The organism is Alteromonas sp. P256 (assembly GCF_036864455.1).
Taxonomy (GTDB): domain Bacteria; phylum Pseudomonadota; class Gammaproteobacteria; order Enterobacterales; family Alteromonadaceae; genus Alteromonas.
Genome location: NZ_JAZETM010000014.1, coordinates 59,465 through 77,454 on the forward strand (window position 1 = coordinate 59,465; position 17,990 = coordinate 77,454).

Annotated in this window: 15 protein-coding genes and 1 riboswitch; of the genes, 5 read left to right on the top strand and 10 right to left on the bottom strand. The window is 45.3% G+C overall.

Features of this window, described 5'->3' with window-relative positions; all coding sequences use genetic code 11:
- Window positions 1-20 precede the first annotated feature (20 nt).
- Entirely contained in the window at window positions 21-2,063 is a 2,043-nt protein-coding gene (locus V7R39_RS16565) for an NADPH-dependent 2,4-dienoyl-CoA reductase (RefSeq protein WP_334032034.1), read from the top strand.
- Between the two features lie 259 nt (window positions 2,064-2,322).
- On the opposite strand, the gene thiH is transcribed toward V7R39_RS16565, so the two are convergent.
- Genes thiH through thiC form a run of 6 tightly spaced genes read right to left on the bottom strand, consistent with a single transcriptional unit; the run spans window position 2,323 to window position 9,050 of the window.
- Complete coding sequence (gene thiH / locus V7R39_RS16570; protein WP_334032035.1) at window positions 2,323-3,447, bottom strand: 2-iminoacetate synthase ThiH; 1,125 nt, start codon at window positions 3,445-3,447, stop codon at window positions 2,323-2,325.
- Complete coding sequence (locus tag V7R39_RS16575; RefSeq protein ID WP_334032036.1) at window positions 3,448-4,221, bottom strand: thiazole synthase; 774 nt, start codon at window positions 4,219-4,221, stop codon at window positions 3,448-3,450.
- A gap of 2 nt (window positions 4,222-4,223) precedes the next feature.
- On the bottom strand, window positions 4,224-4,613 hold the full coding sequence (gene thiS, locus V7R39_RS16580; RefSeq protein ID WP_334032037.1) for a sulfur carrier protein ThiS: 390 nt from the start codon (window positions 4,611-4,613) through the stop codon (window positions 4,224-4,226).
- Window positions 4,610-5,488, bottom strand: coding sequence for a HesA/MoeB/ThiF family protein (locus V7R39_RS16585; protein ID WP_334032038.1), 879 nt, complete (start codon window positions 5,486-5,488; stop codon window positions 4,610-4,612). Before V7R39_RS16585 ends, thiS begins: the two co-directional genes overlap by 4 nt.
- Window positions 5,478-7,124, bottom strand: coding sequence for a thiamine phosphate synthase (thiE, locus tag V7R39_RS16590; protein WP_334032039.1), 1,647 nt, complete (start codon window positions 7,122-7,124; stop codon window positions 5,478-5,480). The genes V7R39_RS16585 and thiE overlap by 11 nt, the downstream gene beginning before the upstream one ends.
- A gap of 3 nt (window positions 7,125-7,127) precedes the next feature.
- Window positions 7,128-9,050 (bottom strand): phosphomethylpyrimidine synthase ThiC, encoded by a 1,923-nt coding sequence (gene thiC / locus V7R39_RS16595; protein WP_334032040.1) that lies wholly within the window; start codon window positions 9,048-9,050, stop codon window positions 7,128-7,130.
- A 223-nt stretch (window positions 9,051-9,273) separates the two neighbouring features.
- Window positions 9,274-9,385: riboswitch (TPP riboswitch) on the bottom strand.
- Window positions 9,386-9,688: 303 nt separating this feature from the next.
- Between thiC and V7R39_RS16600 the strand changes: the two genes are divergently transcribed.
- On the top strand, window positions 9,689-12,190 hold the full coding sequence (locus V7R39_RS16600) for a bifunctional diguanylate cyclase/phosphodiesterase (RefSeq protein ID WP_334032041.1): 2,502 nt from the start codon (window positions 9,689-9,691) through the stop codon (window positions 12,188-12,190).
- 76 nt (window positions 12,191-12,266) lie between these two features.
- Here V7R39_RS16600 and V7R39_RS16605 read toward each other — a convergent pair whose 3' ends face one another.
- From V7R39_RS16605 to V7R39_RS16620, 4 genes are all read right to left on the bottom strand, one after another.
- Complete coding sequence (locus tag V7R39_RS16605) at window positions 12,267-13,028, bottom strand: META domain-containing protein (RefSeq protein WP_334032075.1); 762 nt, start codon at window positions 13,026-13,028, stop codon at window positions 12,267-12,269.
- Between the two features lie 141 nt (window positions 13,029-13,169).
- Window positions 13,170-14,381 (bottom strand): retropepsin-like aspartic protease family protein, encoded by a 1,212-nt coding sequence (locus V7R39_RS16610; protein ID WP_334032042.1) that lies wholly within the window; start codon window positions 14,379-14,381, stop codon window positions 13,170-13,172.
- 92 nt (window positions 14,382-14,473) lie between these two features.
- Window positions 14,474-14,941: an acyl-CoA thioesterase gene (locus V7R39_RS16615; RefSeq protein ID WP_334032043.1), complete on the bottom strand. Its 468-nt coding sequence runs from the start codon at window positions 14,939-14,941 to the stop codon at window positions 14,474-14,476.
- A gap of 42 nt (window positions 14,942-14,983) precedes the next feature.
- Window positions 14,984-15,694 (bottom strand): FFLEELY motif protein, encoded by a 711-nt coding sequence (locus tag V7R39_RS16620; RefSeq protein ID WP_334032076.1) that lies wholly within the window; start codon window positions 15,692-15,694, stop codon window positions 14,984-14,986.
- A 209-nt stretch (window positions 15,695-15,903) separates the two neighbouring features.
- Here V7R39_RS16620 and V7R39_RS16625 point away from each other — a divergent pair, with 209 nt between their 5' ends.
- The 3 genes from V7R39_RS16625 to V7R39_RS16635 are packed head-to-tail and all read left to right on the top strand — an operon-like array spanning window position 15,904 to window position 17,962.
- The gene (locus V7R39_RS16625) at window positions 15,904-16,482 is read left to right on the top strand and encodes an elongation factor P hydroxylase (protein ID WP_334032044.1); all 579 of its coding nucleotides are present in this window, start codon (window positions 15,904-15,906) and stop codon (window positions 16,480-16,482) included.
- Window positions 16,479-17,609, top strand: coding sequence for an ATP-NAD kinase family protein (locus tag V7R39_RS16630; RefSeq protein ID WP_334032045.1), 1,131 nt, complete (start codon window positions 16,479-16,481; stop codon window positions 17,607-17,609). Before V7R39_RS16625 ends, V7R39_RS16630 begins: the two co-directional genes overlap by 4 nt.
- Window positions 17,610-17,665: 56 nt before the next feature.
- Entirely contained in the window at window positions 17,666-17,962 is a 297-nt protein-coding gene (locus V7R39_RS16635) for a YfcL family protein (protein ID WP_163107652.1), read from the top strand.
- Window positions 17,963-17,990: the final 28 nt, after the last annotated feature.

The following is a 17,990-nucleotide window of genomic DNA, read 5'->3' on the forward strand; positions in this document are numbered from 1 at the left end:
TCTAACTTCAGGAATAGACTATGAACCAGACCGTTACCGACCATACAGTATATCCTCACCTATTTCGTCCTCTCGATTTAGGCTTTACCCAATTAAAAAACCGCGTGATCATGGGCTCAATGCATACCGGCTTAGAAGAGCTTCCTGATGGTCATAAACGCATGGCTGCATTTTACGGTGAGCGTGCTCGTGGCGGTGTAGGACTTATCGTAACTGGCGGCATCGGGCCAAATGAAGAGGGCTCAACTCACCCATCTACGGTTCGCCTTGATACTGATGAAGCCATTAAAAACCACAAAGAAGTGACCGATGCCGTGCATATCGCAGGTGGCAAAATTTGTATGCAAATTCTGCATACCGGTCGTTATGCCTATGGCCCTAAACTGGTTGCGCCTTCAGCAGTGCAGGCACCCATTAACCCGTATAAGCCTAAAGCTCTTGAAGCGGATGAAATTGAAAAGCAGATTAATGACTTTATTACCACCGCTACTCAAGCCCAGCGCGCAGGCTACGACGGCGTAGAGATAATGGGCTCTGAGGGCTATTTTTTAAATCAGTTTATTGCCCGCAGAACTAACCATCGCGATGATGAGTGGGGCGGTGAATACGAAAATCGTATTCGATTGCCTATTGAAGTCGTTCGCCGGGTTCGCGAAGCCGTAGGTGAGCGTTTTATTATCATTTATCGTTTGTCTATGCTGGATTTAGTGGAAGGCGGCTCTACCTTCGATGAAGTTGTGCAGCTTGGTAAAGAAATAGAAAAAGCCGGTGCGACTATAATTAACACAGGTATTGGGTGGCACGAAGCGAGAATTCCAACCATTGCCACGAAAGTGCCGCGTGCGGCGTTTACTTGGGTGTCGGCGAAGTTCCGCGAGCAGTTGTCTATTCCACTTATTACGTCAAACCGCATAAACACGCCAGATGTGGCTGAAACTGTGCTTGCTCGTGGCGATGCAGATATGGTGTCTATGGCGCGCCCATTTCTTGCAGACCCTGAGTTTGTGCGCAAAGCTCAGCAAAACAAAGCGGATGAAATTAATACCTGTATTGGCTGTAACCAAGCCTGTCTAGACCATGTGTTTAGCGGCAAAATGACCAGCTGCTTGGTAAACCCTCGAGCGTGTCACGAGCTAGAGCTTAATGTAAAACCTGCCGATAAGAAAAAGCGGGTAGCGGTTGTAGGCGCTGGGCCTGCAGGTTTAGCGGCTGCGGTCACATCAGCCCAACGAGGCCACGATGTTGTCATTTATGATGCCGCAAGTGAAATTGGTGGGCAGTTTAATATTGCCAAGCAAATTCCTGGCAAAGAAGAGTTTTATGAAACCCTTCGTTATTTCGCCCGTCAAATAGAGCTACACGACAACATTACCTTGAAACTCAACACCCGTGTTGACGCCTCAACGCTTAACGATGAAGGATTTGACGATGTGCTAGTGGCAACAGGTATCAAGCCAAGAATGCCAGCTATTGAGGGGATAGAGCACAGCAAAGTGATGTCGTACGTTGATGTACTAAGAGACAAGAAACCGGTAGGTAACAAAGTGGCTATTATTGGCGCCGGTGGTATTGGTTTTGATACTGCAGAGTACCTTTCACACGGAAAAGAAACCCCAAGCTTAGACATTCCGGCGTTTATGAAAGAGTGGGGCATTGATATGACAATGACGGCGCGAGCGGGAATTGAAGGAATGAAACCTCAACCTGAGCCATCGCCTCGTGAAATATTCTTGCTGCAACGTAAGTCGTCGAAAGTGGGGCGTGGCTTAGGTAAAACCACTGGCTGGGCGCATCGAGTAGGCTTGCTAGCAAAAGGGGTTACTATGATCCCAGGCGTTACCTACGATAAAATTGATGATGAAGGGCTGCACATTACTGTAGACGGTAATAGCCAAGTGTTGCCGGTAGACAATATCATCATTTGTGCAGGCCAAGAGCCATTGCGAGATATTGTTGAAGGGCTGAAAATGCCTTACCACTTAGTTGGCGGTGCAGATGAAGCTTTAGAGCTTGATGCCAAGCGTGCTATCGACCAAGGTACAAGAGTGTGCGCTGAGGTGTAGTTATCACCTCTGCTTCGCAGAAACTGCGTGCAGCACAATCTTCATATCTTAAATCCCGCAAGATAGAAAAAGGAGCCTTAAACCAAGGCTCCTTTTTAATTGCCATTTTACTGGCATTTTATTGCCATGTAAGCGGCTGATATTTATGTCGTTCCCAATTACCTTTACAAACAGTTCTCGTAATCAGCTTGTATAAAAAGCTTTCGCTAATACCTCGCATAACCGCCTTTGCGACGGTTTTTGACAAGCTAATCCTACACTAAGCAGTAGATGAAAATGCTAGCCAGTCTTTGTACACAGCGTCTAGTCCTTGCTTTGTAATTGCATCTACCACCTGTTTGACAGGGCGGTTATCATCAATATCAAATTGGCTAAGGGCCTCAGTGGGTTGGCTGTAACCTCCGGGCTGAGTTTGGGATGCCGCTGACATACTGGTTATACCTAATGAAAGCGCGCCGTCTCTAAACCTTGCGGATTCCCGGGTTGATAAAGACAGCTCTGCTTGAGGGTTAAATAATCGGTGCGCGCAAATAAGTTGAAGCAGCTGTTTTTCGTCTGGCAGTTGAGCGTTTTGCAGCTGGTTTGCACCGCCTTCGCAGCGCCTAAGGCGAGGAAATGAAATTGACACACGACTTCGCCAATACTGTTGCTGGAGCAGCTGGCCATGGAGTGCGGTCATTACGCTATCTACTCGCCAATCTCCTAAGCCAAGCAGCGCACCAATACCAATTTTGTCTATGCCTGTTTTACCGAGGCGATCGGTGGTTTCTAGTCGCCATAAAAAATCCTGCTTTTTGCCTCGTTGGTGATATTTAGCGTAGTGCTGCGGCGAATAGGTCTCTTGATAAACTAATACCGCGTCTAAACCAAGCGCTTTTAGCTTGGCATAATCATCAAGCTTTAGCGGTTGCACCTCCATCATGAGGTAACTTACATTATGCCGTATTGCCTTAAGCACACGCTCAAAATAGTGAACACCTACCTTAGTCTCGTGTTCACCTGTTACCAGCAATACATTCTCGAAACCCATATGCTTTATGGCATTTATTTCGTTTTGTATTTCATTGGTATCAAGAGTGGTGCGCTTAATCTTATTGCTCATGGTAAAGCCGCAGTACGTGCACTCGTTGGCACATAAGTTAGACAAATACAAAGGCACGAACAAGTTCATGGTATTGCCAAACCGATGGCGAGTGCGCTGTTGCGACAGCGCGGCCATGTCTTCTAAATAGGGCAGCGCGGCGTGAGAGATAAGCGCCATAAAGTCATTGATCTCAAGGGTGTGCTTAGTGAGCGCGCGCTCCACATCTTTTGCCGTTTTAGCATTAAGGGATAAGGCAATATGAGCTAAATCTTGTTGCAACAATTGTCGGGCTACGTCCATTTACAACTCCAAAAACGAGGTTAACGGGCTGGTAGCAATACTGTGTTCTTGCGAAGCCCCTAAGCCCGCTTCAAACGCCTTACGTCCAGTTTCAACCGCACACTTAAAAGCAGCTGCCATGGCGATAGGTTTTTTAGCGGTCGCTATGGCCGTATTCACTAATACCGCATCTACCCCCATTTCCATGGCCGCCATTGCATCGCTGGGTTTGCCAATACCGGCATCAACAATAACGGGCACTTTTGCCTGCTCAACAATAATGCGAAGAAAGGGTTTTGTTTGTAGCCCCTGATTACTGCCAATAGGCGCACCTAGTGGCATAACCGCTGCGCAGCCAACCTCTTCTAGCCGCTTACACAGCACCGGGTCGGCGCCGCAATAGGGCAGCACGTGAAAGCCTTTTTTAACTAATGTCTCGGCCGCTTTTAACGTTTCAATTGGGTCGGGTAGCAAATAGCGTTGGTCAGGGTGAATTTCCAGCTTTATCCACTGACTGCCAATTGCCTCAAAGGCAAGCTCAGCGGCAAAAACGGCTTCTTCTGCAGTTTTCGCCCCCGATGTATTAGGCAGTAAGGTAACACCAAGCTTTCGCAACTGGGTCAGCGTTTCATCATTGGTAGCGACCCCTTCATTAAAAGCTACGCGCTTCATCGCAAGCGTGACTATGTCGCTGCCAGCTGCGAAAACCGCATCATGCATGGTATTAGGGTTACTGAATTTGCCTGAGCCCGTAAGTAACCTCGAAGAAAACTCATGATTTGCGAGTGTAAACATGCTTATCCTCCCGCCACTAAGGTAAATATATCGATGTGGTCGCCGTCTTGAAGGTGGGTGAGGGACCATTGAGACTTACTTAAAATAGAATGATTGTAGGCAATGGCAGTACCTTCAACGTTTGACGCATAACCATGCACTATTTCACCAACAGAAATGGGGCTTTCACAGGTTTGAGATTGGTTGTTTAAAACGATAGTGATTGTTGTCGTTTCAGCGTTGCTTTTAGGGTGTTTCTTACTGGTATTACTAACATCAGTGCAATTGGTAACATCAGTGTAATTGGCAACATCAGTGCAATTAGTAACAGCGCTGTCATTCTTGCCAGCGCTGGCGACGTTTTTGACAAGGCCAGTGTGGATGTTATTAGATTGATTATGAGTTGAATTCATTGACATACCTTGCAATCTGGTGAGGGAGGTAAATGGAAAGACTGAACAGTGGCATCAATTGCATTGCCTACGATATAGTGTCCCCATTGAATTTTAGCCAAGTGCCTTTTAGCTAAAAAAAGTAGGGTCTGCGTTGCTTGATGGCAGGCGGCAATTCCCACGACAGGGCCTAAAACGCCCTGGCTTTGGCAGTCTTGGGTTACATTTAGCTGTGCCACTAGGCAATTGTAACACCCACAGGGGGTAGCGACGTTGCGGCTAACGTTCTGTGTCTGGCATTGCTGATTAGCTTGGCCAGCATGTTCAGTCTGGCAAGAATAATCAGTCTCGCTAGTATAATGATAGCCAGGGGCTAACTGATGTGCCGAAGCAAGAAAGAAATGGCAGGGTAAGTTTATTGCTTGCCAAGAAAATCCGCTGGCTGCTGCAATAAAAAGCGGTTTTTTAGCTGCAACGCATGCGGCGTTAATGTCTTGTCTAATAGCAACAGAGTCGGTGCAGTCGAGCACACAGGTAGCATCATCAATAAGCTTCTGAAGGTTGCGTTTATCAGCAAACAGACTTTTCGCATTAATTTGAATGCTTGGATCCACTTTATGCAGCTCGTTGCCTAGTGCCTTCGCTTTTAAGTCACCTAAGTGAGTTTCATTATAAGTTACCTGACGCTGTAAGTTGCTCACTTCCACAGTATCGCCATCTATCAGGGTGATATTGCCAACACCTGCACCGACCAAAAACCGAGAGGCTAACGTGCCTAAACCGCCAAGCCCGATTACCACAGCATGAGCGTCATGAAGGTTAGCCTGGCCCTCCTCATCAATTTCGTTTAACAACAGCTGTCGGCTATAACGCCGAATATCGTCTCTATTCAACAAAGCCAGCCTCCTTACCAAGGTGGTAGTAAGCAGTTGCAGGGCAGGGTGCTTCGGTAATTGCACTTACTACTGCAATGTGTGTAGCCCCCGTGTCGGCTACTGCTTTACAGCGGTTTTTGTTAATTCCGCCAATCGCCACTGTAGGAATACCGCCACACAAATCGACATAGTGCTTCAGTCGGTCAATGCCTTGCGGTTGTGATGGCATGTCTTTCGTTTTGGTGGCAAAAATGTGACCTAAGGCAATATAAGAAGGCGCCAGTGATTTTACTCGCTGAATTTCGGCATAACCATGGGTAGACACGCCTAAGCGAAGACCTGCCTTCTTTATTGCATCGATGTCTGCGGTAAAAAGGTCTTCCTGACCAAGGTGGACACCATAGGCACCATGCTCAATGGCTAGCTGCCAATGGTCGTTAATGAAGAGCTGGCATGGTGTGCCTTTCGTCAGTGCCACTGCCCGTTGTATCTCCTTGGAAATACGGGTTTGATCCCATGGGCTAATATTCTCTTTAATCCGCAGTTGAATAGTCTCTACCCCCGTTGGTAAAAGCTTCTCTATCCAGTCAGCGCTATCAACTACTGGATAAATACCACGCTTAGTATGTGATAATGGCAAGAACGGCTTTTCATGCTTTCTATAATGATATTTATCAAATGCATCGCTCCCAGTTTTACACTCGTCAACACTTTTATAAGCGCCGCTCTTTATAAAACTTACCGTTGGAAAGGCATCTTTATTTGCGGGGAAACCCGCCAACCTTGGGACTTGGGGCGCGCTTTGTCCAGTAGCAGCCAGCGAGCTTTGCGAATAGGATGACGATGAGACATCTCGAACATTTTTCACATAGGCATTGGCAACGGTGAGCGCATCGATAATGCTGTAGCCTTTTGCCACAAACGCTGCGATGGCACTGGCCTGCATGCATCCCGTTCCCCGTAGTTCGCTGTGGTGAACACGCGGTTGAGAAAAGGCAATTTCTTCACTTTCAGTGAAGTAAGTATCGGTGGCATCATGCTGCCATCGCGCGTGACCGCCTTTCACTAAAACGCTTTTCGCTCCGCTATTTATCAGGGTCTTTGCTGCATGTCGAACGTCGCGATTACTTTTGACTTCGCTTTTAATTTCGCTCTTAATTTCAAATGCATTGTCAATTTCACTTTCTGTGAAAATACCAGCAAGGCTTGCTAATTCATGTGTGTTGGGCGTGACTAAATCTACAACACGAAGCAGCTGTTTTATGACGTCTTTGCTCAAGTTGCTCAACGCACCTTTTGATGAGCTAAACAACACGGGATCCCACACAATAAATGGTCGCGGAGTATTTAGCATCTCAATACGACTGCTCAGAATTTTAGCCTGCGCATCGTTTGCGATAGCGCCAATTTTTATACACAAAGGTAATGCTTCAGCCGCTAACACTTGCCATTGCTCATTAATCAACGACAGCTGCATAGCCGTACTGCTTAACATTGTGTTATGAGATTGCGCCGACACCAGTGTGACAATAGCGCAGCCATGTACGCCCAAGTCGGCAAGTGTAGCAAGGTCGCGGGTAATACCCGCGCCGCCGCTTGAGTCTGTGCCGCCCACACACCATACTATTGGCGAGCAGGCTTTTTCTGGTTCACTCATCAGTTAACCTACTGTTTTATCAGCATGGTGGTACAGTTCGGCGCCACTGTCGTTGAAGGCCTTCGCCATCTCTTGCATCCCTTGCATTTTTTCTTGTTGTTCAGCCACTTCGGCTTGCTCTTTTGCTGATTTTTTTGCTACTTCCCGCACTTCTTGAGATATTTTCATGCTGCAAAATTTAGGGCCGCACATAGAACAAAAGTGAGCCACTTTACCCGATGCTTGGGGCAAGGTTTCATCGTGATACGCACGAGCGGTGTGAGGGTCGAGGGCAAGGTTAAACTGATCTTCCCATCGAAATTCAAAGCGGGCTTTAGACATGGCATTGTCCCGAATTTGAGCTCCAGGGTGGCCTTTTGCTAAATCCGCTGCGTGGGCCGCTATCTTGTAAGTGATAAGCCCTTGCTTCACGTCTTCTTTGTTGGGTAAGCCCAAATGTTCTTTAGGCGTTACGTAACAAAGCATTGCGCAGCCATACCAGCCAATCATTGCTGCGCCTATGCCTGAAGTAATGTGATCGTACCCCGGAGCAATGTCGGTGGTTAAAGGGCCAAGGGTGTAAAATGGCGCTTCATGGCAATGGGTAAGCTGCTCTTCCATATTGGCTTTAATCATGTGCATTGGTACATGACCTGGGCCCTCAATCATCACCTGAACATCGTATTCCCATGCAATTTTGGTCAGTTCGCCAAGGGTATGAAGCTCGGCAAATTGGGCTTTGTCATTGGCATCGGCAACACTTCCAGGGCGAAGGCCATCGCCTAAGGAAAGTGACACATCGTACTGAGCGCAGATTTCACAAATTTCGCGAAAGTGTTCGTACAAAAAGCTTTCTTTATGATGGCTTAAACACCACTTTGCCATAATTGAACCACCCCGAGAGACAATGCCTGTAACGCGGTTGGCCGTAAGCGGCACGTATTCTAGTAATACCCCGGCATGAATAGTGAAGTAATCTACACCTTGTTCGGCTTGCTCAATCAGTGTGTCTTTAAAAATAGCCCAATCTAGGTCTTCGGCCACGCCATTCACTTTTTCGAGTGCCTGGTAAATGGGCACAGTACCTAATGGTACCGGGCTATTTCTCAACAGCCATTCACGGGTTTCATGAATGTTTCGGCCCGTGGATAAATCCATAATGGTGTCGGCGCCCCATCGGGTAGACCATACTAACTTTTCGACTTCTTCTTCAATAGAAGAAGTCACTGCTGAGTTACCAATATTGGCGTTAATTTTCACTAAAAAGTTGCGCCCAATGATCATTGGCTCTAGTTCGGGATGATTGATGTTACAGGGAATGATTGCCCGGCCCGCCGCCACTTCTTGGCGAACAAACTCTGGGGTAATTGCGTCGGGGAGCTGAGCGCCAAAACTTTCGCCAGCGTGTTGCTGAGATAGTTCTTCCTGCTTTATCGATTGTCTGCCCATGTTCTCCCGAATGGCGATGTATTCCATCTCGGGTGTAATAATGCCTCTGCGCGCATAGTGCAGCTGCGTTACATTTTTTTGTGTTTTTGCCTTTTTAGGCTTTGCAGTGCGAACAAACCTAAAATCCTCAGTAAATATATCCGCTTCTCGTTCTTTAGCGAAAGACGACGTTACGCCAGTGAGCTCCTGAGTATCGCCCCGGCTCTCTATCCATGGCGTGCGCAGGGCAGGTAAACCTGTGTGTACATCAATGTTTTCATGCGGGTCGCCATAGGGCCCTGAGGTATCATAAACAGGAATAGGAGGGTTAGGTTCTAACAGCGGGTTTTCTTCTGTTCCGCCAATTAAACTGTCATGCTGGTGGATAAGGCGCATAGCAACCTTAATATCATTGCTACTTCCTATCTCATAGTGACGAGTAGAGTTTGGGTAAGCCTCACCGGCTAATTCATTGATAAATTGTTGCGCTTGTTGGCGCTGTTCGCGTCGTGTCGACATAGCATTTTGGCCTTCTTGAGTTGGCGTTAGATAAAATGCTTGTCAGGAGTGAAAAGGAAAAATGAAGGCGAGGAAAGTACAATTAATTAGCACTCATTGTCATCGCCTTGGGCGACAGCCTTAGAGAGCCATAATTTTGCGTACCGAGTTTGTTTACGCACCGAATTTACATGAAATGTTTATTTTAGAAACAGTGATTTATGCAAAATGGTTGTATACAAAACCAACATTTTCTCTTGTTCCCTTCGCAGGTATTAGCCTGATCAGGTTCTACGGATCCTGCTTTCGCAGTCTCAGCTTACTGGGTTTCCAGTGAAGCACTCCGACAAGTGATTGAGCTATTACTATAAATTCATCCTGTATCTAATTACAAGCCTAGCCATCTTTCATATTCAAGGGGCAACAGCAAATACAGCCGCTCTCACCAGCTGTTAAGTCTTGGTTTTGTTTTTAAGTAATTGATATTTATAACTTATTTTTATGATTTAAAGAGTTGCGAGGAGTGAAGGTTTTTTTACTTTCTTTTTTTTTACCTATCACGCTATAGTAAGAATTAAAAGATGCATAACGCACCGCCGTTATATCGCGAGCTTAAAAGCGAGCGTTTTAATGCAGTAGTAAATATCAATAGGAGAGCTATGAACGCATTTTATGTCACCTTAATTAGCTTCAATGCTTTCTGTTTTCTAGCGATATTACTTTCGGGTATAAGGAAAGAACAGCCCCATTTTATTGGATTGGCCTGCATCAATATTTTGCTATTAAGTTTTAATTTGCTGTCATTGCTGCTGTTAAACACGACTGACTTGCAACGTGCAATTTTATTGAGTAAATATCACCTATCATGCCTCATCATTGGCATTCCTCTTTACTATTACGTCTTTGGGAAATGGTCAAAGTTTCGATTTACACGTCAAGCAACCATTGCTTCTGCCATAATATGTTTGCCGCTTTTAGCGTACAATCTGCTCTCAAGTTTCTCCTTACGATATGGAGAAGCGCCAGTTCTAGTTGAATACGTCACATTATTTGGCAATTTAGCGAACGTATTAACAGGCCAATCAAATGCTTACTCTGCCATTTTGCACGTGGTGTCAAGCGTTATGGGATTGTTTTTAATCTACTGTAGCATCAAGCTGTATCGTCAACAGCTAACATTCGTTTCTCTCTCACTTTTGCTAACAATGCTGCTGCAAGTTTCTTTCGGCTATACGGGGTATATTTTAGACAGTCAGCAGTCTACTTTTGTGTATTTTGGTGGGCTGCCCATGACAGTCATGTCTATATTTACCGTATTGAATATCGCCTACGGTTACAGCCGTCAGTCATCTAAATTGATCATAGAGAAAAAGCATAGGGATGAGTTGCATGAGCTCTTCGAGCAATTAGCCCGTCTATCGAATGAATCGGGGAATGAAGACTTTTTTATCGACAGTACACGGTTACTGGCAGGCTATTGCAGTGCAGATTTTGCTTTGCTTGGCATAATCGATAAGGCTGATGCTACGCAAATTACCACGAAAGTAGCCGTTAAGTATCAAGAGACAATTTCAAATTTTACTTATGCACGCAGCGGAACGCCATGTGAAGATGTGTTGAAAACTGGCGCCTGCATGTATCCGGAAAATGTCGACGTTTTGTTTCCTGATGACCAAATGTTGAGTGATGAAAATATAAAGTCTTATGTGGGTTACCCATTAACGAATGAGAATAACCAGCCTATTGGTCTTTTAGTGCTTCTTTTTAAACGAACGTTGCCGAAAAGTAATAATCTGGGCATAGTCACCGATGTGTTTGCAACTCGCTTGAGTGCTGAATTACGCAAAATTCAGTTGGAGGAAGAATTAAAAGCAACAGCATACATAGACTATCTAACCAAACTACCCAGTCGCGCTAAATTACTTCACGTTATAAACAATGTTTATTCAAAGCAGAGAGTAAATGATACGAATTCCTTGCTTTTACTTTTTGATATCGACCATTTCGGGGAAATTAACAGTAAGTTTGGCTACGATGTTGGAGACCAAGTACTCAAAATCATTGGAAAGAGGCTCAATAGCTATACGTCTCACAGTGTTTTTATCGCTCGTAATGGTGGAGACGAATTTGCTGTTTTGTTAAGCGACATTAAAGAAAGCGTTGATGCTGTGGTGAAAACGCATTGGACAGCAATCAAAGCAATAGTGAGCAGTACTTATTTAATTGGAAGTCGAAAAATCTCTGTCACATGCAGTATGGGAGCTGTATTACTACCGCATAAGCTTGATGAGCATTTTGACATTATAGGATCGGCAGAACTCGCTCTTACAGTGTCTAAAAAAGACGGTAGAGGGCATTATCGGTTCTTTGACCCTCAGTTAATGAGTAAGCTATCTCAAAATCGTAATATTGAACTAGCACTCATCGAAGCACTGAATAAAAATAAAGAACTGTCTGTGCATTATCAGCCAAAGGTAAATATTGATGGGAAGTTAGTTGGCGCTGAAGCACTCGTGAGATGGACAAGCAAAGAATTAGGGTTTGTTTCGCCAGCCGACTTCATTCCCATTGCTGAGGAGACGGGAATTATTTACCAACTTGGCGATTGGGTGCTCAGAAGAGTACTTTATGACATGCTAAGCTGGCGGGAAAAAGGCCTAGTGTTGGCGCCCGTGTCTATTAACGTTACCGCATCTCAATTTGACGACGAAAGCTTTGCCGAGGTTTTGCTAGATGCCATTAACTCGTTTGATATTGATGCGAGTTTAATTGAGATTGAATTAACGGAGTCTGGGCTGCTTATTGAGAAAGAGCGCGCTATAGCGCAGCTAAGCATTCTTCGAGGACATGGTTTTACTGTGTCTCTCGACGACTTTGGCACGGGGTATTCATCATTATCATATTTAAGTGCACTGCCTCTTGATGTATTGAAAATTGATAAATCTTTCGTAGATGGCTTAGACGATGTAAAAGACAGAGAGCTAGTAAAAACCATTATTGCGATAAGCAAATCTATGGAGTTAAGTGTTATTGCCGAAGGTACAGAAACGAAACATCAGGTTGAAACGCTTTATAATATGGGGTGTGAGCTTTTCCAAGGGTACTATTTTAGCAAACCTCTTCCTGCCGCAGAGCTTTGCAGCTGGCTACCCAAAACTTAAATGTATTGATGAACATCATTATCAATGCTGCGCAGTATGCTGCTGTTAACCTGTCAGACGCACACTTAAAAGCCGCTTAGTGCGTGCATGAGTACGTTGTGTTTTTTAGCAACAACGTGGCTTCATGCCCTTTGTTCCAAAAGGAGGACGTTTCACTATTGCTCTCACTTTTGTTCTCGATTTTGTAGTGGGCACCTGAAGCACTTTTGTCTCTTTGCATTATTACAGACTCTTCTGGCAGCGTCAGTAATATGGTTTCTGGACCTAAAAAGCGCATTTCGATACGCCCTAGAGTCGCGCAGTGAAAAACATGGTGTTCTGAGCTTTTATCGTCCTGTTTGTTTTTTGTGTTTAAATCAACAGCGCGTAATGTGTTAGTGCCAGTAGCTGGCTTGGTAATGTTGCCATCGTTTATTTTAACCAGCTTTAGGGTCGTAGCCTGGTTTTTTGATAAGAACCATACCCATGGTTTGTCTTTACTTATTTCTAGTTTATTTGCGCTTTCAAGTGCACCAATCAATCGCTGCTCTTGTGCCATTAGTGCAGGGGAGCACATCTTTCTTGTTAGTGCTAACTTACGTATTGAAATCTTGTCAATCGTGCGCGAAATCTGCCCAGTAAAGTTATTACAGCCTGCACGAACAGAAATAGTATTCCCCGAAATCATAGCCGTTAGATGGCTGTTGTCGATAACGCCGGCGCCGTTTATATTCTCAATAAGCCAGTTTCCATCGAGTTCTAGCGCAGATCCCTCTTGCTTAGGCGACGAGCTGCTAAAGTTAGTAGCACAACCTGAAAAACAGAGTGCGAATACAACGAGTAACCAAAATTTACACATCACGAATTCTCCTTTTTCTTAAAAAGTGCTGAGAAGGAATGACAAGTTAAAGCACAACATCTGGGTCAGATGATAAACAGCACAAAGTCCGCTGCAAAAGCTCACAGAAATCCTATAAGCCCGAGTTATTACTGCTCTTATCTAAAAACTACGCTTATCTAAGACCAGCACGTCCTCTTGCGGCAATATCGAAAAATCAAACTCACCAAGAATATTCATACCTAAAAGCCCATCTGCGTCGGGCAGCGCTTCTTCAGGCAGCACAATAGCAGAGACATTGTTAAACGTGTACCCAGCAAACCTAAATTCTGGAATTCGTACAAGGGGGGCTTCAACACTTCCAGAAGCCGTTTGAATAGTAAATATGCCAATAAAAGTTAAATTTCGCATTTTCCCTAAACGGGCATACAAATTGGATGAAATTGCCGTCGTGCTTGCGCCCGTGTCGAGGATCATAGACGCGCTCTGATTAAGAGCTTGGGCATTAACGTGATATGAATTTCCAATACGTTCTAGTTTTACACGTACGGCATTATCGTCCTCTAAAAACGAGTCTTGAAGCTGGGGTTCGTCTGTGGTGTCAGAATCTGTCGCTGCTACCTGCTGTTCAAACGCTATCTTTCGAATAGCTTGCGCGTCGCGGTCGTTAAAGGGGAGAGCTGCCAATACATCTTCCATTAGCGTAACTTTTGACTGATGGGCGTACGCAGTTGCTAAGTTAACGGTGAACGTTTTGTTATCTGGCACGCGCTGAAAAAGTGGTTCGTTAAGCTTTGCGACCAGTTCCCACTGATGACTACTGCTAAGTTGCTGCTGAGCTTGCTGATACAAGGTTTGAATTTTTTCGTTTATTTCAACTAACGCTGTATTCGATAGGGGCAAATCTGCCAAATCATAATAGTTAAGTAGTGCAGTAGGTAATGGCTTGGTTTGTCTTATAAGCTCTGCCTCTAACAGCAATAAGGGCTCACTTAGCGGCGATATTTTCAGCTGTCTATTGAGGGACGCAGCCAGTGCCGCCATATCACCACTTTGTAATAACGCATTGAGCTCTGACAGTGAGCGCATTTCTTTTCTCGATGAGTCATCTACCTTTCCACCATCTATGTTTTTAGTATCAAAGCTACTATTGCTACCACTGCGTTTATATGCCCCTTCAGAGCGCGACCCGTTAGGTGAACTAGCATCATTGTTTTGCGCTGCAAGGTTTTGATTTAACGCGTTCTTATTTGAGTGGGGATTTGAGTGGGGATTCGACTGCGGAGAATTTGAAAAGCGCTGCCAAAGATAAACATTAAGCAGTAGCGAAGCGGTGAGTACCAGCAACAGTGTTATCAGCAGCATGCGGTTCATTTAACTCAGCCTATAAAAAATGGTGCAGTGGAGGTAAATATCATTATGTTTCATGTTTAATAGTTCGCAAGTCGCTTGTCGGGGTTAACGAATTAGGGTTTTGCAATGTCGCCAGTTTTTATACAGGCAGTGTGGTAGGCATCAATAAACTGAGCAGGCATTCGCTTGGGCACTCCAGCGTCAAGGCTAACGCATACAAACGTGGTTAGTGCATCAAATACCGTTTTATTACGCACCGGGCAAATAAATTGAAACTGACGAGTAAGAGTAAGGCGTTTATCGCATTGCACTATCCAGGTTGCGCACTCTAAGGTATCACCTAGGTGGGCAGGAAGATGATAGTTGAGTTCATGTCGCTTAATCACCATGCCCCTATTAAGCGATTGGTAATCGGCAAATTGCAGTCCAAGGGTATTAGAATGGGCCCACGCGAGCTTTTCTAACTGCGACAGGTAGGCCACGTTATTCACATGCTTGTAGTGGTCAATGTGAGTTTCATCAATATGCCAATGTCGAATAAATGGAGCATCATACATCCAGTTTAACGTATGCTCGGTCACGCTATTTTCCTTTCACATTCAAATGATTGCTATCTATTCTGTTTAAACCACTGGCAGCGGGTTATCTTCTGGCAGTGTGGTGTTTTCACTCAGTAATATTTCCATTAGCCTGGTTTCGCGTTCTAACACCGGCTGAATGAAGCTTTGAACATCACCAATTGCCTTAAATGCATTGAATCCTCGGTCTAAAAATTCGTGTAGCGCCAGTAGCCCAGCCATTTTGGCAGGCCGCCGAGACATCGAAATTAGCATACCAATCCCTCGAACTTTGATGACATCGGCTAGTTGATCGCCAAGGTGTGAAATTATGGTAATTTGGCTTTCTCGGTCATCTTTTCGACCTACGCTTCGGTAGGCTTGCGCGTAAGAATCGCGGTTAATCGATTGTGTGGCAAAATGTTTATTTAAATATTGCGCCATTTCCATGTCTAAATCGAAAGACAGCGCATTTAACGACAGTGCGTCATTCATGGCGTTCATCGCTTTTTCTGGTAGCACTTTCGCAAGTTTCGGGATTACTCTTACCAAATCGGCATCTCGTTGACTAAAGTCTTTGGGGCCGTAAAGCTCTTCTACGAAAAATGCCATCGCTTTTTGATAGCGCTGCTGTTTTGCAAGGTCATCGTGAGACACTAAAAGTCGCTGACATTGCCAGGCTTGAAGTTGATGAATAAGCGCCATTAGGTCGAGTTTGTTTGCCAAGTCTCGCTGAGCATTAACTCGATGAATATGTTTAATGATCTCTTGCGCCAAAATTCTCACTCCATCGTCAAAGAGGGCGGTTAGTGTTGTAAACGTAGATTGACTCATGCGCGTCTCGCTTTCAAGTGAGAAGTCATTTCTTTACTGGTATAATCCTGCAAAATCAATTGCGTGCTCAAAGTACGCATTCTCGATAGTCAATAATTCATCAAAGCTTTGAGATATTTCCTCCTAGCCATAAGAAGTAAGCGTGAGTTGAAATGAATACCCCTGTCCACCACAACGAATTAAGCGAAATAGACACCGATGTGCCAACGCTTATCGCGTTGTTCAATAGCACCTTTGTCGACTTCAACACGCGATTAGTGCTTGGGAGTGATGAACCCATTTACCTGCCCGCGAGTAAGCATTGCAACTATCACCAAATTGTTTTTGCTAACGGCTTTTTTTCTAGCGCACTGCATGAAGTGGCGCACTGGTGCATTGCAGGTGACAAACGCAGGCTGATAGAAGATTACGGGTATTGGTACTGTCCAGACGGTAGAGATAAACAGCAGCAGCTCGATTTTGAAAAGGTAGAAATAAAGCCCCAGGCTATTGAATGGGCGTTTACTGAGGCCGCGGGAAGGCAGTTTCAGGTCAGCACCGATAATCTCAACGGGGCAGAACCTGACCGAGAGGGTTTTACCGCAAACGTTGCCGCGCAATTAGTGCACTACAGGCAAGCTGGTTTTCCTCATCGAGCCCAGCGCTTTATTTCGGCTCTCGCCACCACGTTTTCCCTTAATAAAAACAATGACACTTCATCAACTAGACGCATTGGAGATGACGCCGCATGAGTAAGCCAAGTTTTCGGCTAGGAATTATTGTAAACCCCTTTGCGGGTATAGGCGGTGCGCTTGCATTAAAGGGAAGTGATGGCGCTCAAATAAGAGAAAAGGCCCTCGCCATGGGGGCTGAGAAAAAAGCCAATGAAAAAATGGCCAAAGCGCTGAGTATTCTAGACGCGCTTTCAGGGCAATTTACGGTACTTACCGCATCGGGTGACATGGGTGAAACCGTTTGTGCTTCTTTGGGTATTCCTTGTGAGGTTATTTATCACGCCCCTGAAGTGCAAACCGAAGGCGAAGATTCAGAAAATGCAGCCAAGGCCATGGTAGAAGCCGGTGTCGATTTGTTGTTATTCGCCGGTGGCGATGGAACCGCTCGCAATATATGTCGCGTTGTCGGTGAAGCCATTCCTGTGCTCGGCGTTCCTGCTGGATGTAAAATTCATTCTGGCGTGTATTGCGTTTCTCCGGCAGCTGCCGGGCAGGTAGTGAGCCAAATGATCGCGGGAGAGTTAGTCAGTGTCATGGACGCAGAGGTGCGCGATATAGATGAAGACGCCTTTAGAGGTGGTAAAGTTATAGCCAAGCATTACGGTGAAATGCGAGTTCCCGCCGAACTGACTTACGTTCAAGCAGTAAAAATGGGAGGCAAGGAAGACGAGGCTTTGGTGCTTGATGATATCTCTGCCTACGTATCGGAGATTATGGAGGACGAACCAGACACCTTATTTGTGATGGGCTCTGGCTCAACCGTAGGCTCGGTGATGGAATATTTGGGGTTGGACAACACATTGCTTGGTGTCGATGTCATCAAAAACGGAGAGCTTGTTGCCAGTGATGTGACGGCATCAGAACTGGTAGAGCTAACTCGCGGCAAACCGAGCAAGGTGGTACTTACCGTTATTGGCGGTCAGGGGCACATACTGGGGCGAGGCAATCAGCAGTTAAGCCCTGCTTTTATTCGCCAGTTGGGCAAAGAAAACATGATAGTTGTGGCAACCAAACAAAAGGTTCAAGCGCTAGATGGCAAGCCCCTTCGGTTAGACTCTGGCGACCCACAATTAGACGAGGAACTTGCTGGAGCATTCACTATTATCACCGGCTATAAAGACAAAGTGTTGTACAACGCACTTTAAAACGAATTTAAAAACAAATTGTAAAAACGAATTAAGCAATAACAAAGGAGAAGAGAGTGTTACCACCTGCTGCTGCACCACACGACGTGGTAGAAAAAATCGCAAAAATTGAAGCTGCACTAGATGACGTTGTTAATCATGGAGATGATGATGAGCTGTTTATCGCAAGTTATCTGCAGGGGCATTTTGCAGTAGAGTCTCGCCAATTAGAAATGAAAGAAAGCGCAACCATTAAGCAGCTTGATGAAAACATGACGACGAGCTTAGAGCGTGCGTTTGCAAATAACGAGCTTGAAAAAGACGATGCAAAACTCGTCAATGCGCTGTGGTCTCGCTTATTTAACGCATTGTGAAGTCAGCAATAATTGCCTCATTTATTCA

Excerpts from the sequence above, each read along its gene's own strand:
- V7R39_RS16565 (WP_334032034.1), top strand. The coding sequence starts at position 21 with ATGAACCAGACCGTTACCGACCATACAGTATATCCTCACCTATTTCGT.
- thiH (WP_334032035.1), bottom strand. The coding sequence starts at position 3,447 with ATGGACGTAGCCCGACAATTGTTGCAACAAGATTTAGCTCATATTGCC.
- V7R39_RS16575 (WP_334032036.1), bottom strand. The coding sequence starts at position 4,221 with ATGTTTACACTCGCAAATCATGAGTTTTCTTCGAGGTTACTTACGGGC.
- thiS (WP_334032037.1), bottom strand. The coding sequence starts at position 4,613 with ATGAATTCAACTCATAATCAATCTAATAACATCCACACTGGCCTTGTC.
- thiE (WP_334032039.1), bottom strand. The coding sequence starts at position 7,124 with ATGAGTGAACCAGAAAAAGCCTGCTCGCCAATAGTATGGTGTGTGGGC.
- thiC (WP_334032040.1), bottom strand. The coding sequence starts at position 9,050 with ATGTCGACACGACGCGAACAGCGCCAACAAGCGCAACAATTTATCAAT.
- V7R39_RS16600 (WP_334032041.1), top strand. The coding sequence starts at position 9,689 with ATGAACGCATTTTATGTCACCTTAATTAGCTTCAATGCTTTCTGTTTT.
- V7R39_RS16605 (WP_334032075.1), bottom strand. The coding sequence starts at position 13,028 with ATGTGTAAATTTTGGTTACTCGTTGTATTCGCACTCTGTTTTTCAGGT.
- V7R39_RS16610 (WP_334032042.1), bottom strand. The coding sequence starts at position 14,381 with ATGAACCGCATGCTGCTGATAACACTGTTGCTGGTACTCACCGCTTCG.
- V7R39_RS16625 (WP_334032044.1), top strand. The coding sequence starts at position 15,904 with ATGAATACCCCTGTCCACCACAACGAATTAAGCGAAATAGACACCGAT.
- V7R39_RS16630 (WP_334032045.1), top strand. The coding sequence starts at position 16,479 with ATGAGTAAGCCAAGTTTTCGGCTAGGAATTATTGTAAACCCCTTTGCG.